Below are 14,111 nucleotides of genomic sequence, written 5' to 3' on the forward strand. Positions count from 1 at the left end.
TCAATGCTCCTGGCTGATAGCGGCACAAATCACGTTGATGCCGCGGGCTTCAATCTGTTCGCGTGCCTCGCGAGGCAGGCGTTCATCGGTAATAAGGGTGTTCACGCTGCTCCATGGCAGCTCGAGGTTGGGAATCTTGCGTCCAACCTTGTCCGACTCGACCATCACGATCACTTCCCGGGCCACCTCCGCCATGACCCGGCTCAGGCCGAGCAACTCATTGAAGGTAGTAGTACCGCGGACCAGGTCGATACCATCGGCGCCGATAAACAGCTGGTCGAAGTCGTAGGAACGCAGGACCTGCTCGGCAACCTGGCCCTGGAAGGATTCGGAATGCGGGTCCCAGGTACCGCCCGTCATCAGCAGTACCGGCTCGTGCTCCAACTCGCTCAGGGCGCGTGCGACATTCAGGGAATTGGTCATGACCACCAGGCCGGGCTGAAGGCCTAGCTCCGGGATCATCGCGGCGGTGGTGCTGCCACTGTCGATGATGATCCGCGCATGCTCGCGGATCCGCGCAACAGCCGCGCGAGCGATGGCTTTCTTGTAGTGGGAGACGGGCTGGGCCTGATCGGCGATCAGTTCCTGCGGCATGGTAACCGCCCCACCATAGCGGCGAAGCAGTAGACCGTTGCTCTCGAGGGCTGCCAGATCCTTGCGGATGGTCACTTCGGAAGTTTCGAAACGCCTGGCCAGTTCGTCCACGCTCACCTCGCCCTGTTCATTGAGCAGGGCAAGAATGTTATGGCGCCGCTGGGGAGTGTTTCGTTTCGACATACGCGCTTAAGTTTCGTTTCGAAAGATAATTAGGGCAATCAAAACCTGGATCTTTCATTCGGTCAAGCGGGAATTCGACAAAAGGCGAGATCGTGGCACTTTCGTGTTATCCACATGCTCAGCACAAAAGAAAAAGGCCGACTTATGCACAAAGCACAGTCGGCCTTTTTTCAGCTGTGTATAACTCAGGTTTTCTTGATCTTCTCAGGCCGTTTCCAGCCATCGATGTTGCGCTGGCGGGCGCGACCAACGGCGAGTTGGGCGGCATCGACGTTCTGTACGATGGTCGAACCGGCCGCAGTGGTGGCACCTGCACCGATATCCACAGGGGCGACCAAGGAGTTGTTCGAACCAATGAACACATCCTCGCCAAGAATGGTCTTGAACTTGTTCGCGCCATCGTAGTTGCAGGTGATGGTGCCGGCACCGATGTTGGTACGTGCGCCGATCTCGGCATCGCCCAGATAGGTCAGATGACCGGCCTTGGCGCCTTCGCCCAGATGCGCGTTCTTCAATTCGACGAAGTTACCCACATGGGCCCGGGCTTCCAGCACGCTGCCTGGACGCAGGCGGGCGAACGGGCCGGCATCGCTGCCCTCACCCATCACCGCGCCGTCCAGATGGCTGTTGGCCTTGACCACGGCCCCCTTGCGCAGGGTGGTGTTCCTGATCACGCAGTTCGCACCGATCTGCACGTCGTCCTCGATGATCACCCGGCCTTCGAGGATCACGTTGATGTCGATGAGTACGTCGCGGCCAACGGTCACTTCACCACGCACATCGAAACGCGCCGGGTCACGCAAGGTCACGCCGAGCGCCATCAGACGGCGGGCTTCGCGGAACTGGTAATGACGCTCCAGCTCGGCCAACTGGCGGCGGTCGTTGGCGCCCTGCACTTCCATCGGGTCCAGCGGTTGTTCAGTGGCGATCACCAAGCCGTCGGCCACGGCCATGGCGATGACGTCGGTCAGGTAGTACTCGCCCTGTGCGTTGTCGTTGGACAGGCGCCCCAGCCAATCGGCAAGACGCTTGCCCGGGACGGCAAGAATGCCGGTGTTGCCTTCGCGAATGGCTTTCTGCGCATCGCTGGCATCCTTGTGCTCGACGATGGCGGTAACCTTGCCGGCAGCGTCCCGGACGATACGGCCATAGCCGGTCGGGTCGTCGAGGGTCACGGTGAGCAGGCCGAGTTGCTGGTCATTGACCTTGGCCAACAGGCGCTGCAGGGTCTCGACCTCGATCAGGGGTACATCGCCGTAGAGGATCAGCACGGTGTCGGCGCCCAGCGCCGGCAGGGCCTGGGCGACAGCGTGGCCGGTGCCCAGTTGTTTGTCCTGCAGCACGAAATTCAGATCGTCCGCCGCCAGGCGTTCGCGTACCAGTTCAGCGCCATGGCCGATTACCACATGGATGCCCTGTGGCTGGAGCTGACGGGCGCTGTGGATAACATGGCCGAGCATGGAATCGCCGGCGACCGGGTGGAGTACCTTGGGCAACGCGGAACGCATGCGCGTGCCTTGGCCAGCGGCGAGAATAACGATATCGAGAGACATTGACTGGCTACCAATCCTGGGTGGTCAGCGCTGTGACCGGGAGAAGAACGCGGAAAAAGAAAAAGGGTAGCCGAGGCTACCCTTTAACTCAATCGCTTCGCAGATAACCGAATCAACGGCCTTTGCGGAGTTGCTGGACGGTACGCAGCTGGGCTGCGGCCTCGGCCAGACGAGCGGCGGCTGCCGAATAATCGAAGTCCGCGCCTTTTGCATTCAGGGCATTTTCCGCAGCTTTCACCGCTTCCAGCGCCTGGGCTTCGTCCAGGTCACCTGCACGTTGCACGGTGTCGGCGAGAACCTTGACCATGCTCGGCTGGACCTCAAGGAAACCACCGGAGATGTAGAACACCTCCTGCGCGCCACCCTGCTTGGTCAGCGTGATCGGACCTGGCTTGAGATTGGTGATCAGCGGCGCGTGGCCTGGAGCGATACCAAGATCACCCAGGTTGCCGTGAGCTACCAACATCTCGACCAGACCGGAGAAGATTTCTCCTTCCGCGCTGACGATATCGCAATGGACTGTCATAGCCATTTGCTTGCCTCGACCTGATTAGCGCCCCTTTCGGGGCGCCGGGATTACAGTTTCTTGGCTTTCTCGATCGCTTCGTCGATGCTGCCGACCATGTAGAACGCTTGTTCTGGCAGGTGGTCGTAGTCACCTTTGAGGATGCCGCTGAAGCCAGCGATGGTGTCTTTCAGGGAAACGTATTTGCCTGGAGAACCGGTGAAGACTTCTGCCACGAAGAACGGCTGGGACAGGAAGCGCTGGATCTTACGAGCACGGGCAACCAGTTGCTTGTCGGTCTCGGACAGCTCGTCCATACCCAGGATCGCGATGATGTCCTTCAGCTCCTTGTAGCGCTGCAGAACGTACTGAACGCCACGAGCGGTCTCGTAGTGCTCGGTACCGATCACCAGCGGATCCAGCTGACGGGAAGTCGAGTCCAGTGGGTCTACCGCCGGGTAGATACCCAGGGAAGCGATGTCACGGGACAGTACGACGGTAGCGTCAAGGTGGGCGAAGGTGGTCGCTGGCGACGGGTCGGTCAGGTCGTCCGCAGGTACGTATACGGCCTGGATCGAGGTGATCGAACCTTCCTTGGTCGAAGTGATGCGCTCTTGCAGCACGCCCATCTCTTCAGCCAGGGTCGGCTGGTAACCTACTGCCGAAGGCATACGACCCAGCAGTGCGGATACTTCGGTACCGGCCAGGGTGTAACGATAGATGTTGTCGACGAACAGCAGAACGTCGTTACCTTCGTCACGGAACTTCTCGGCCATGGTCAGGCCGGTCAGCGCTACGCGCAGACGGTTTCCTGGTGGCTCGTTCATCTGACCGTAGACCAGCGCTACCTTGTCGAGAACGTTGGAGTCCTTCATCTCGTGGTAGAAGTCGTTACCCTCACGAGTACGCTCACCCACACCGGCGAACACGGAGTAACCGCTGTGCTCGATAGCGATGTTACGGATCAGTTCCATCATGTTTACGGTCTTGCCGACACCGGCACCACCGAACAGACCGACTTTACCGCCCTTGGCGAACGGGCAGACCAGGTCGATAACCTTGATGCCGGTTTCCAGCAGGTCGTTGCCGCCTGCCTGGTCAGCGAAGGAAGGAGCGGCGCGGTGGATACCCCAGCGCTCTTCTTCGCCGATCGGACCAGCTTCGTCGATCGGGTTGCCGAGGACGTCCATGATCCGGCCCAGGGTCGCTTTACCGACCGGTACCGAGATAGGAGCCTTGGTGTCGACAACGTCCAGACCGCGTTTCAGGCCTTCGGTCGAACCCATCGCAATGGTACGAACCACGCCGTCGCCCAGCTGCTGCTGAACTTCCAGAGTGGTTTCTGCGCCTTGAACTTTCAGCGCGCTATAGACATTCGGAACGACGTCACGTGGAAATTCCACGTCGATGACGGCGCCGATGATTTGAACGATACGTCCGCTACTCATAGCTGGATCCTCTGAATATGTGAACCGTTAAACCGCGGCAGCGCCGCCGACGATTTCCGAGATCTCTTGGGTGATCGCAGCCTGACGCGCCTTGTTGTAGATCAGCTGCAATTCGCTGATCAGGTCACCGGCGTTGTCGGTGGCGTTCTTCATTGCGATCATCCGGGCAGCCTGTTCAGCCGCGTTGTTCTCGACCACCGCCTGGTAGACCTGCGACTCCACGTAACGCACCATCAGGCCGTCCAGCAGCTCTTTGGCGTCAGGTTCGTAGAGGTAGTCCCAGTGGTGCTTGAGTTCTTGATCCGGGGTTGCCACCAACGGTACCAACTGCTCGACCGTTGGAGTTTGCGTCATGGTATTGATGAACTTGTTCGATACCACGGACAGGCGGTCGATACGACCATCCAGGTAAGCGTCCAGCATGACCTTGACGGAACCGATCAGATCGTTGATCGACGGTTCTTCGCCCAGGTGGCTGATCGCTGCAACGACGTTGCCGCCGAAGCTGCGGAAGAAAGCCGCACCCTTGCTGCCGATCACGCACAGGTCGATCTCGACGCCTTGTTCGCGGTTTACCGCCATGTCCTTGACCAGGGCCTTGAACAGGTTGGTGTTCAAGCCGCCGCACAGACCACGGTCACTACTCACCACGATATAACCGGCGCGCTTAACAGGGCGCTCGATCATGAACGGGTGGCGGTATTCCGGGTTGGCGTTGGCCAGATGACCAATCACCTGGCGGATGCGCTCCGCGTAGGGACGGCTAGCAGACATGCGCATTTGAGCCTTGCGCATCTTGCTGACCGCCACTTTTTCCATGGCGCTGGTAATTTTTTGCGTGCTTTTGATGCTCGCAATCTTACTGCGAATCTCTTTTGCGCCTGCCATGTAACACCTATCAGGTTAGCAAGCGGGGGCTGCAAGGCCCCCGCTGCGGCTTACCAGGTTTGGGTGGCCTTGAACTTCTCGATACCGGCCTTGATGCCAGCGTCGATTTCGTCGTTGAAGTCACCCTTCACGTTGATCTTCGCCATCAGGTCGGCGTGATCACGGTTGAAGTAAGCGATCAGGGCTTGTTCGAAGCTACCGATCTTGGCGATTTCAACGTCGGTCAGGAACCCACGCTCAGCGGCATACAGCGACAGCGCCATGTCCGCGATGGACATAGGAGCGTATTGCTTCTGCTTCATCAGCTCGGTAACACGTTGACCGTGCTCGAGTTGCTTGCGGGTAGCTTCGTCCAGGTCAGAAGCGAACTGGGCGAATGCCGCCAGTTCACGGTACTGAGCCAGAGCGGTACGGATGCCACCGGACAGCTTCTTGATGATCTTGGTCTGAGCGGCACCACCCACGCGGGATACCGAAACACCGGCGTTCACTGCAGGGCGGATGCCCGAGTTGAACATGGCCGATTCCAGGAAGATCTGACCGTCGGTGATCGAGATCACGTTGGTCGGAACGAACGCGGAAACGTCGCCAGCCTGGGTTTCGATGATCGGCAGCGCGGTCAGGGAACCGGTCTTGCCAGTAACGGCGCCGTTGGTGAACTTCTCGACGTACTCTTCGGAAACGCGCGATGCACGCTCCAGCAGACGGGAGTGGAGATAGAACACGTCACCTGGGTACGCTTCACGTCCTGGCGGACGGCGCAGCAGCAGGGAGATCTGACGGTAGGCAACGGCCTGCTTGGACAGGTCATCGTAAACGATCAGCGCGTCTTCACCGCGGTCACGGAAGAACTCGCCCATGGTGCAACCGGCGTATGGCGCCAGGAATTGCAGCGCGGCGGATTCCGAAGCACTGGCAACGACCACGATGGTGTTGGCCAGAGCGCCGTTTTCTTCCAGCTTGCGAACGATGTTGGCAACGGTGGAGCGCTTCTGGCCGACAGCGACATAAACGCAGAAAATACCGGAGTCTTTCTGGTTGATGATGGCGTCGATGGCCATGGCGGTCTTGCCGATCTGACGGTCACCGATGATCAGCTCGCGCTGGCCACGGCCGACAGGGATCATGGCGTCGACGGACTTGTAGCCGGTCTGTACAGGCTGGTCTACCGACTTACGCCAGATCACGCCTGGAGCAACTTTCTCGACCGCGTCGGTCTCGGTGTTGCCCAGAGGACCTTTGCCGTCGATCGGGTTGCCCAGTGCGTCGACGACGCGACCCAGCAGTTCCTTACCAACCGGAACTTCGAGGATGCGGCCGGTGCACTTGGCGCTCATGCCTTCGGCGAGGGTGTCGTAGGCGCCCAGTACTACCGCACCAACGGAGTCTTGCTCCAGGTTGAGGGCCATACCGTAGACGCCGCCTGGAAACTCGATCATTTCGCCGTACATGACGTCGGCCAGACCGTGAATCCGCACGATGCCGTCAGAAACGCTGACGACAGTACCTTCGTTGCGGGCTTGGGAGGCTACATCGAGATTCTCGATGCGGCCCTTGATGATTTCACTAATTTCGGAAGGATTGAGTTGCTGCATTGCTCTGCTGCCCCTTCAAACTCAAGATTTCAATGCTTCGGCCAGTTTCGCGAGTTTGCCGCGAACCGAGCCATCGATTACCAGGTCGCCGGCGCGGATCACGACACCACCGATAAGGGAGGCGTCTTCCGTCGCATGCAGGCGCACTTCCCGGCTGAGCCGTGCACTGAGAACCTTGGCGAGTTTGTCTTGCTGTTCTTGGTTCAACGCAAAAGCACTGGTGACTTCCACGTCCACGGATTTTTCAAGTTCAGCCTTGTACAGCTCGAACTGCGCCGAGATCTCCGGCAGAAGCAGGAGACGGTCGTTTTCCGCGGCAATGTGGATGAAATTACGTGCTTGCGCATCGAACTTGTCACCGCACACGTCGATAAACGTGGCGGCCTTTTGTGCGCTCGTCAGTCGCGGGGCCTTGAGCAGGCGCTGCATGGTGCCGTCTTGCGACACCGCAGCAGCCAGGCCGAGCATGGCTGACCAATTGGCCAGTTGCTGCTGGGCCTGGGCATGCTCAAAGGCAGCCTTAGCGTAAGGTCGGGCCAACGTGGTCAGTTCTGCCATGATCGCCCTCGCTTAAATTTCAGCGGCCAGTTTGTTAACCAGCTCCGCATGCGCGTTTTGATCGATTGTGGCGCCAAGGATCTTTTCAGCACCGCCAACGGCCAGGCTACCCACTTGGGCGCGCAGCGCGTCTTTGACGCTGTTAATTTCCTGTTCGATCTCGGCCTGAGCCTGAGCCTTCACACGGTCAGCTTCGACGCGGGCCTGATCACGGGCCTCTTCGACGATCTGAGCACCGCGCTTCTTGGCTTGCTCGATGATTTCGGCTGCTTGAGCCTTAGCTTCGCGCAGTTGCTGACCCGCTTTATCTTGGGCCAGCTCCAGGTCGCGAGCTGCTCGGTTGGCAGCGTCCAGTCCGTCCGCGATCTTCTTTTGACGTTCCTGCAGAGCTGCAATGACCGGAGGCCATACAAACTTCATGCAGAAAACCACGAAAATCAAGAACGCAAGGGACTGACCAATCAGGGTTGCATTAATGTTCACGCCAACACCTCGCTCGTTCTTCGTCTATCACACCAATCCACTCGTCGAAACGAGTGATCAGCCAGCGATTTGACCAACGAAGGGGTTCGCGAAGGTGAAGAACAGAGCGATACCAACACCGATCATGGTTACGGCGTCGAGCAGACCGGCAACGATGAACATCTTGACTTGCAGCATTGGAACCATCTCTGGCTGGCGAGCAGCGCCTTCCAGGAACTTGCCGCCCAGCAGGCCGAAACCAATGGCGGTACCCAGAGCACCCAGGCCGATCAGCAGAGCAACAGCGATAGCGGTAAGACCAACTACAGTTTCCATCTTTCCTCCCGACTTTTACGTCGTATTGGTTAGGTTTTTTAGTTTGAAGCGGTAAAACAAAATCGTTTGGTACAGCGATGCCCTTGCGGACGTTTTCGACCCTCCCTCGAACCGACGGGAGGGTCATCAGACACGCCAGGCGGTCTTAATGGTTATCTTCGTGCGCCATCGACAGGTAGACGATGGTGAGCATCATGAAGATGAATGCTTGCAGGGTGATGATCAGGATGTGGAACACCGCCCACGCCCACTGCAGGACGATACCGAGACCGCTCAGCCACAGCAGGCCGGCGCCGAACATCACCGCGATCAGGATGAACACCAGCTCGCCGGCGTACATGTTGCCGAACAGACGCAGTGCCAGCGAGATCGGCTTGGCGATCAGGGTGACGAACTCGAGCAGGAAGTTGACCGGGATCAGCAGTGCCTGGACGAAGATGTTCTTGCTGCCGAACGGATGCAGGGTCAGCTCGCCGATGAAACCGCCCAGACCCTTGACCTTGATGCTGTAGAAGATGATCAGGGCGAACACGCAGAAGGCCATGGCCAGGGTGGCGTTCGGGTCGGTGGTGGAAACGGCACGGAACGGAATGTGCGGGTCGCCGGAGATCAGGATCGCCAGTTGCGGGATCCAGTCGACCGGTACCAGGTCGATGGCGTTCATCAGGAACACCCACACGAAGATGGTCAGGGCCAGCGGGGCGATGACCGCGCTGCGGCCATGGAAGGAGTCCTTCACGCTGCCATTGACGAACTCGACCAGCACTTCGACGAAGTTTTGCAGACCGCCGGGCAGGCCGGAGGTCGCTTTCTTCGCGGCAGCGCGGAAGAGAAGAATGAAGATCAGGCCCAGGCCGAACGACCAACCCAGGGTGTCCACGTGGAACGCCCAGAAGCCCATTTCCTTGGCTTCCGCTGCACTGTGGGCAAAGCCCCAGCCGCCGGATGGTAGTTGACCGAAGGTCAGGTTCTGCAAGTGGTGCTGGATATAGCCCGAAGCGGTTTCTGCTGCCATGTTTGCCTCAAACGCCCTAAGGTCTCGAAAGTCTTGTTTTCATCAGCAGGGGCGCGAACCAGCTGACCAGTTGGGTCAGCAAGAAGACGCCGAATACTGCTAATGGCGCCAATGGCTTCACTCCTGCGAACGTCAGTGCAAACAGCACTGCCGTCAAAATCAATTTGCCTGCCTCGCCTGCGTAGAACGACTTGACGATGGCTTGCGCTGCCCTGGCCCCGGTGAACCTGAAGGCCTTCCAGGCGAAATACACATTCGGTAGCCAGGCGATCAGCCCTCCGCAGAGGCCTGAATAACCGCTGACTGTCCCGCGCCACTGCCACAAAGCCAAAGCTGCCAACAGAAACACGACGCATTGGGCCAGCAGTACCGGGAAAACCGCCCAGCGATGGAAAGGCAGGCGGTTTGGCGTGCGGGTTTCCATCAAAACTGCTCTCCCGAAGTCGGCCAACCAGTCAACTATGACTTGGCATAATTTGTGCCGACAAAATGCGCGCAGAGTATAGGGGCGGATTAACCCCTATTCAACTGCCGGGTAGTGATTTCCGACTGCGCGCTACAAAGGGAATTGTTTCAGCGGATGTGAGCAAGAACGCCCTGCAACTCGTCCAGCGAGTTATAGCGAATAACCAGTTGCCCCTTGCCCTTGTTGCCATGGCGGATCTGCACCGAAGAGCCCAGGCGCTCGGCCAGACGCTGTTCCAGGCGGGTAATGTCCGGGTCAGACTTGGCCGGTTCGACCGGCTCGGGCTTGCCGTTCAACCACTGTCGAACCAGGGCTTCAGTCTGACGAACGGTCAAACCCCGTGCGACAACGTGTCGCGCCCCGTCGACCTGCTGTTCTTCAGGCAATCCGAGCAGCGCACGCGCGTGCCCCATCTCCAGGTCGCCATGGGACAGCATGGTCTTGATCGCGTCAGGAAGAGAGATCAGGCGCAGCAGGTTGGCCACGGTCACCCGTGACTTGCCCACGGCATCGGCGACCTGTTGCTGGGTGAGCTGGAATTCGGTCTGCAGGCGCTGCAGGGCGATAGCTTCCTCGACCGGGTTGAGGTCCTCGCGCTGGATATTCTCGATCAGCGCCATGGCGATGGCAGCCTCGTCCGGAACATCGCGGACCATGGCCGGAATGCTGTCCAGGCCAGCCAGCTGGGTGGCACGCCAGCGGCGTTCACCTGCGATGATCTCGTAGCGGCCTCCCTCGATCGGACGCACGACGATCGGCTGCATCACGCCCTGCCCCTTGATCGACTGGGCCAATTCTTCCAGGGCTTGCGGGTCCATGTCCCGACGCGGCTGGTATTTGCCGCGCTGGATCAATTCGACCGGCAGGTGTTGCAGTTCTTTCTTGTCGACCTTTACAGCCTGCTCTTCGAGCGAGCTGACGGTCGGACCACTCAACAGTGCATCCAACCCACGTCCGAGACCTCGTTTCTTGACGGCCATGCGGATTCCTTAAGTTGTTTGTGCAGTGCGAGATTGACGACGCTGGCGGCGATGGAACTCTCCGGCCAGGGCCAGATAAGCCAGGGCGCCACGGGATTGCTTGTCGTACGCCAATGCCGGCATCCCGAAGCTCGGTGCTTCGGCCAGGCGGATGTTGCGCGGGATCACGGTGTCATAAAGCTGCTCGCCGAAGTGCTCCTTGAGCTGCACCGAGACGTCGTTGTTCAGGCTCAGGCGCGGATCGTACATGGTCCGCAGCAGGCCTTCGATCTTCAACGCCGGGTTCAGCCGGGCAGCGATGCGCTTGATGTTATCCACAAGGTCGCTGAGACCTTCCAGCGCGTAGTATTCGCACTGCATGGGAATGATCACGCCATCGGACGCGACCAGGGCATTGAGCGTGAGCATCGACAGCGACGGCGGGCAGTCGATGAGAATGTAGTCGTAGTTCTCGCGAATCGGCGCCAACGCATTGCGCAGGCGGCTTTCCTTCATCTGCATTTCCAGCAGGACCACCTCGGCGGCGGTCAGGTCGCGGTTGGCCGGCAGCAGTTGGTAACCACCGTGCTCGGAAAAATGCATGGCCTGGGCCAGGTCGCATTCGCCGATCAGCAAGTCGTAGACCGAATGTTCCAGGACATGTTTATCCACACCACTGCCCATGGTGGCGTTGCCCTGTGGATCGAGGTCGATCAACAGCACGCGGCGCTTGGTCGCTACCAGCGACGCCGCGAGATTGATGCAGGTGGTGGTTTTACCCACACCCCCCTTCTGGTTCGCGATCGCGAATACCTTAGCCATTCTTGCTTGTGTTCCCAGTCATGCCGTGCGGCGCAGTATCAGCAGATGGCGCTGGCCTTGGCAACCGGGTACGGTCAAGGCCTGCTCGCTATCCACTTTGAAATCCGCCGGCAATGCTACCAGCTCATCGGCCGGATGCAGTCCTTTCATTGCCAGCCACTGTGTCTGGGAATCCCCCAGGTGCCGCGTCCAGTTGGTGAAGTTCTCCATGCTGCTGAAGGCACGGGAAATGATCCCGGTGAAGGGCTGCGCTGGCTGGAACTCTTCCACCCGCTTGTGGATAACCGTGAGGTTGTCCAGCTTCAGCTCCAGTTTCACCTGGGTCAGGAAACGGGTCTTCTTGCCGTTGCTGTCGAGCACCGTGACCTGCTTGTCCGGATGCAGGATAGACAATGGAATGCCAGGCATGCCACCGCCACTACCGACATCCAGCCAGTTCGCGCTGTGGATAAAACTCATCACGCTCAGGCTGTCCAGCAGATGGCGGGACACCATCTCGTCCGGATCGCGCACTGCGGTGAGGTTGTAGGCCTTGTTCCATTTGATCAGCAGGGCCAGGTACTCCAGCAGCTTCTGCTGCTGGAACTCACTCAATTCAAGACCGAGCTGGCGCGCGCCTGTGGACAACTCTTCGGCATGTTTTGCGGTGACCATAGAACTCAAGCGCTTTGCTCCAGACCGCGGCCTGCGCCGCGTTTCTTCAGATGAATCAACAACAGGGAGATCGCCGCCGGGGTCACACCGGGAATACGCGAGGCCTGGCCCAGGGTCTCGGGCCGGGTCTGGCCGAGCTTGCCCTGGATCTCCTTGGACAGACCGGAAATCGAGCTGTATTCGATGTCGTCTGGCAGGCGGGTATCTTCGCTGGCGCGCAGGCGAGCGATTTCTTCCTGTTGCCGGTCGATGTAACCGGCGTATTTGGTCTTGATCTCGACCTGCTCGGCGACCTGGTCACTGGCGTCGCTGCCACCGGTCACTTCCACCAGGCCGGCGTAATCGATTTCCGGTCGGCTCAACAGGTTGAGCAGGTTGTACTCATGTGCCAGCGGCGTACCGAAACGCTCGACGATCGCCTGGCCTTGTTCGGTGTCCGGACGAACCCAGGTCGCTTTCAAGCGCTGCTCTTCCCGTTCGATGCCTTCGCGCTTGGCGCAGAAAGCGGCCCAACGGTCGTCATCCACCAGACCCAGTTCGCGACCTTTTTCGGTCAGGCGCAGGTCGGCGTTGTCCTCGCGCAGGATCAGCCGGTATTCGGCGCGCGAAGTGAACATGCGGTACGGCTCCTGGGTACCGAGGGTGATCAGGTCGTCGACCAACACACCGATGTACGCCTCGTCGCGGCGCGGGCACCAGCTTTCCCGGCCCTGCGCGCGCAGCGCGGCGTTGGTCCCGGCCAGCAGGCCTTGTGCACCGGCTTCTTCGTAGCCGGTGGTGCCGTTGATCTGGCCAGCGAAGAACAGACCGCCGATAACCTTGGTTTCCAGGCTGTACTTCAGGTCGCGCGGATCGAAGTAGTCGTACTCGATGGCGTATCCCGGGCGAACGATATGGGCATTTTCCATACCGCGGATCGAACGGACGATCTGCAACTGCACATCGAACGGCAAGGAGGTGGATATCCCGTTCGGGTAAAGCTCGTGGGTGTTCAGGCCTTCCGGCTCGATGAACACCTGGTGGCTTTCCTTGTCGGCAAAGCGATGGATCTTGTCTTCGATCGACGGGCAGTAACGCGGGCCGATGCCTTCGATCACGCCCGAGTACATGGGCGAGCGGTCCAGGTTGGACGCGATGATTTCGTGAGTGCGCGCGTTGGTGTGGGTAATCCAGCAACTGACCTGACGCGGATGCATCTCCTTGGAGCCCATGAACGACATCACCGGGATCGGCGTATCGCCTGGCTGTTCCGACATCACCGAGAAGTCCACCGAGCGCCCGTCGATCCGCGGCGGTGTCCCGGTTTTCAGGCGGCCGACGCGCAGTGGCAACTCACGCAGGCGGTGGGCCAGGGCGATCGCGGGCGGATCGCCGGCACGGCCACCGGAATAGTTCTGCAGGCCGATGTGGATAAGTCCGGCGAGGAAGGTGCCAGTGGTCAGTACCACGGAGTCGGCGAAGAAGCGCAGACCCATCTGGGTCACCACACCACGCACCTGGTCCTGCTCGACAATCAGGTCGTCGCAGGACTGCTGGAATATCCACAGGTTCGGCTGGTTTTCCAGAATTTCCCGGACCACCGCTTTATAGATGGCACGGTCGGCCTGTGCACGAGTCGCGCGCACAGCCGGGCCTTTGCGGTTGTTCAGTACGCGGAACTGGATGCCGCTCTTATCGGTGGCCAGCGCCATTGCACCACCCAGCGCATCGATTTCCTTGACCAGGTGACTCTTGCCGATGCCACCAATGGCCGGGTTGCAGCTCATGTGCCCGAGGGTTTCCACGTTATGGGTCAGCAGCAGGGTTTTCACGCCCATGCGTGCTGATGCAAGCGCAGCCTCGGTACCGGCATGGCCGCCGCCGATGACGATCACTTCAAAACGGGAAGGGAAATCCACCACGCACCTCGTGCCTGTTTCGGGAATGTAAAAGGGATAGCTGCCAAGTATAGGGACTTCTGCCCTCCTAAAGGAACCTTTTGCACAAAATTTAACCAGCCTGTGGATGAATGGCCGGCAATAGAAATAACGAAAGGAAGATTTATAAAAGCTTTGTTTTTATGTTTATTCTTAG

Annotated in this window: 15 protein-coding genes; all 15 read right to left on the bottom strand. The window is 59.4% G+C overall.

The annotated features are described in order from the left end of the window. Entirely contained in the window at window positions 1–777 is a 777-nt protein-coding gene (locus CSV86_RS25510; RefSeq protein ID WP_009402513.1) for a DeoR/GlpR family DNA-binding transcription regulator, read from the bottom strand. Between the two features lie 185 nt (window positions 778–962). After that, window positions 963–2,330 (bottom strand): bifunctional UDP-N-acetylglucosamine diphosphorylase/glucosamine-1-phosphate N-acetyltransferase GlmU, encoded by a 1,368-nt coding sequence (gene glmU / locus CSV86_RS25515; RefSeq protein WP_009402515.1) that lies wholly within the window; start codon window positions 2,328–2,330, stop codon window positions 963–965. A gap of 112 nt (window positions 2,331–2,442) precedes the next feature. Further along, entirely contained in the window at window positions 2,443–2,862 is a 420-nt protein-coding gene (locus tag CSV86_RS25520) for a F0F1 ATP synthase subunit epsilon (protein ID WP_009402517.1), read from the bottom strand. Window positions 2,863–2,906: 44 nt separating this feature from the next. Then, complete coding sequence (gene atpD, locus CSV86_RS25525; RefSeq protein WP_009402520.1) at window positions 2,907–4,283, bottom strand: F0F1 ATP synthase subunit beta; 1,377 nt, start codon at window positions 4,281–4,283, stop codon at window positions 2,907–2,909. Window positions 4,284–4,310: 27 nt separating this feature from the next. Further along, entirely contained in the window at window positions 4,311–5,171 is an 861-nt protein-coding gene (gene atpG, locus CSV86_RS25530; RefSeq protein ID WP_009402522.1) for a F0F1 ATP synthase subunit gamma, read from the bottom strand. A 50-nt stretch (window positions 5,172–5,221) separates the two neighbouring features. Then, window positions 5,222–6,766: a F0F1 ATP synthase subunit alpha gene (gene atpA / locus CSV86_RS25535; RefSeq protein ID WP_009402524.1), complete on the bottom strand. Its 1,545-nt coding sequence runs from the start codon at window positions 6,764–6,766 to the stop codon at window positions 5,222–5,224. A gap of 21 nt (window positions 6,767–6,787) precedes the next feature. Then, a complete protein-coding gene (locus CSV86_RS25540; RefSeq protein ID WP_009402527.1) occupies window positions 6,788–7,324 on the bottom strand; it encodes a F0F1 ATP synthase subunit delta in 537 nt (178 codons plus the stop codon). Between the two features lie 12 nt (window positions 7,325–7,336). Continuing rightward, window positions 7,337–7,807: a F0F1 ATP synthase subunit B gene (locus CSV86_RS25545; RefSeq protein WP_009402529.1), complete on the bottom strand. Its 471-nt coding sequence runs from the start codon at window positions 7,805–7,807 to the stop codon at window positions 7,337–7,339. Window positions 7,808–7,864: 57 nt separating this feature from the next. Beyond that, complete coding sequence (atpE, locus tag CSV86_RS25550; RefSeq protein WP_003097235.1) at window positions 7,865–8,122, bottom strand: F0F1 ATP synthase subunit C; 258 nt, start codon at window positions 8,120–8,122, stop codon at window positions 7,865–7,867. A 145-nt stretch (window positions 8,123–8,267) separates the two neighbouring features. Further along, window positions 8,268–9,137: a F0F1 ATP synthase subunit A gene (gene atpB, locus CSV86_RS25555; RefSeq protein ID WP_009402532.1), complete on the bottom strand. Its 870-nt coding sequence runs from the start codon at window positions 9,135–9,137 to the stop codon at window positions 8,268–8,270. 16 nt (window positions 9,138–9,153) lie between these two features. Next, window positions 9,154–9,561 carry a F0F1 ATP synthase subunit I gene (locus CSV86_RS25560; RefSeq protein WP_009402534.1) on the bottom strand — a complete coding sequence of 136 codons (408 nt, stop codon included), beginning with the start codon at window positions 9,559–9,561 and terminating at the stop codon, window positions 9,154–9,156. Between the two features lie 149 nt (window positions 9,562–9,710). After that, the gene (locus CSV86_RS25565) at window positions 9,711–10,583 is read right to left on the bottom strand and encodes a ParB/RepB/Spo0J family partition protein (protein WP_009402535.1); all 873 of its coding nucleotides are present in this window, start codon (window positions 10,581–10,583) and stop codon (window positions 9,711–9,713) included. A 9-nt stretch (window positions 10,584–10,592) separates the two neighbouring features. Beyond that, the gene (locus CSV86_RS25570; RefSeq protein WP_009402536.1) at window positions 10,593–11,384 is read right to left on the bottom strand and encodes a ParA family protein; all 792 of its coding nucleotides are present in this window, start codon (window positions 11,382–11,384) and stop codon (window positions 10,593–10,595) included. Window positions 11,385–11,402: 18 nt separating this feature from the next. After that, on the bottom strand, window positions 11,403–12,047 hold the full coding sequence (rsmG, locus tag CSV86_RS25575; protein ID WP_009402537.1) for a 16S rRNA (guanine(527)-N(7))-methyltransferase RsmG: 645 nt from the start codon (window positions 12,045–12,047) through the stop codon (window positions 11,403–11,405). Continuing rightward, a complete protein-coding gene (mnmG, locus tag CSV86_RS25580) occupies window positions 12,044–13,936 on the bottom strand; it encodes a tRNA uridine-5-carboxymethylaminomethyl(34) synthesis enzyme MnmG (protein WP_009402538.1) in 1,893 nt (630 codons plus the stop codon). The genes rsmG and mnmG overlap by 4 nt, the downstream gene beginning before the upstream one ends. Window positions 13,937–14,111: the final 175 nt, after the last annotated feature.

Source organism: Pseudomonas bharatica CSV86, assembly GCF_000319305.2.
Taxonomy (GTDB): domain Bacteria; phylum Pseudomonadota; class Gammaproteobacteria; order Pseudomonadales; family Pseudomonadaceae; genus Aquipseudomonas; species Aquipseudomonas bharatica.

Excerpts from the sequence above, each read along its gene's own strand:
- CSV86_RS25565 (WP_009402535.1), bottom strand. The coding sequence starts at position 10,583 with ATGGCCGTCAAGAAACGAGGTCTCGGACGTGGGTTGGATGCACTGTTG.
- atpG (WP_009402522.1), bottom strand. The coding sequence starts at position 5,171 with ATGGCAGGCGCAAAAGAGATTCGCAGTAAGATTGCGAGCATCAAAAGC.
- glmU (WP_009402515.1), bottom strand. The coding sequence starts at position 2,330 with ATGTCTCTCGATATCGTTATTCTCGCCGCTGGCCAAGGCACGCGCATG.
- CSV86_RS25520 (WP_009402517.1), bottom strand. The coding sequence starts at position 2,862 with ATGGCTATGACAGTCCATTGCGATATCGTCAGCGCGGAAGGAGAAATC.
- atpB (WP_009402532.1), bottom strand. The coding sequence starts at position 9,137 with ATGGCAGCAGAAACCGCTTCGGGCTATATCCAGCACCACTTGCAGAAC.
- CSV86_RS25560 (WP_009402534.1), bottom strand. The coding sequence starts at position 9,561 with ATGGAAACCCGCACGCCAAACCGCCTGCCTTTCCATCGCTGGGCGGTT.
- CSV86_RS25570 (WP_009402536.1), bottom strand. The coding sequence starts at position 11,384 with ATGGCTAAGGTATTCGCGATCGCGAACCAGAAGGGGGGTGTGGGTAAA.
- CSV86_RS25540 (WP_009402527.1), bottom strand. The coding sequence starts at position 7,324 with ATGGCAGAACTGACCACGTTGGCCCGACCTTACGCTAAGGCTGCCTTT.
- atpE (WP_003097235.1), bottom strand. The coding sequence starts at position 8,122 with ATGGAAACTGTAGTTGGTCTTACCGCTATCGCTGTTGCTCTGCTGATC.
- CSV86_RS25510 (WP_009402513.1), bottom strand. The coding sequence starts at position 777 with ATGTCGAAACGAAACACTCCCCAGCGGCGCCATAACATTCTTGCCCTG.
- atpA (WP_009402524.1), bottom strand. The coding sequence starts at position 6,766 with ATGCAGCAACTCAATCCTTCCGAAATTAGTGAAATCATCAAGGGCCGC.
- atpD (WP_009402520.1), bottom strand. The coding sequence starts at position 4,283 with ATGAGTAGCGGACGTATCGTTCAAATCATCGGCGCCGTCATCGACGTG.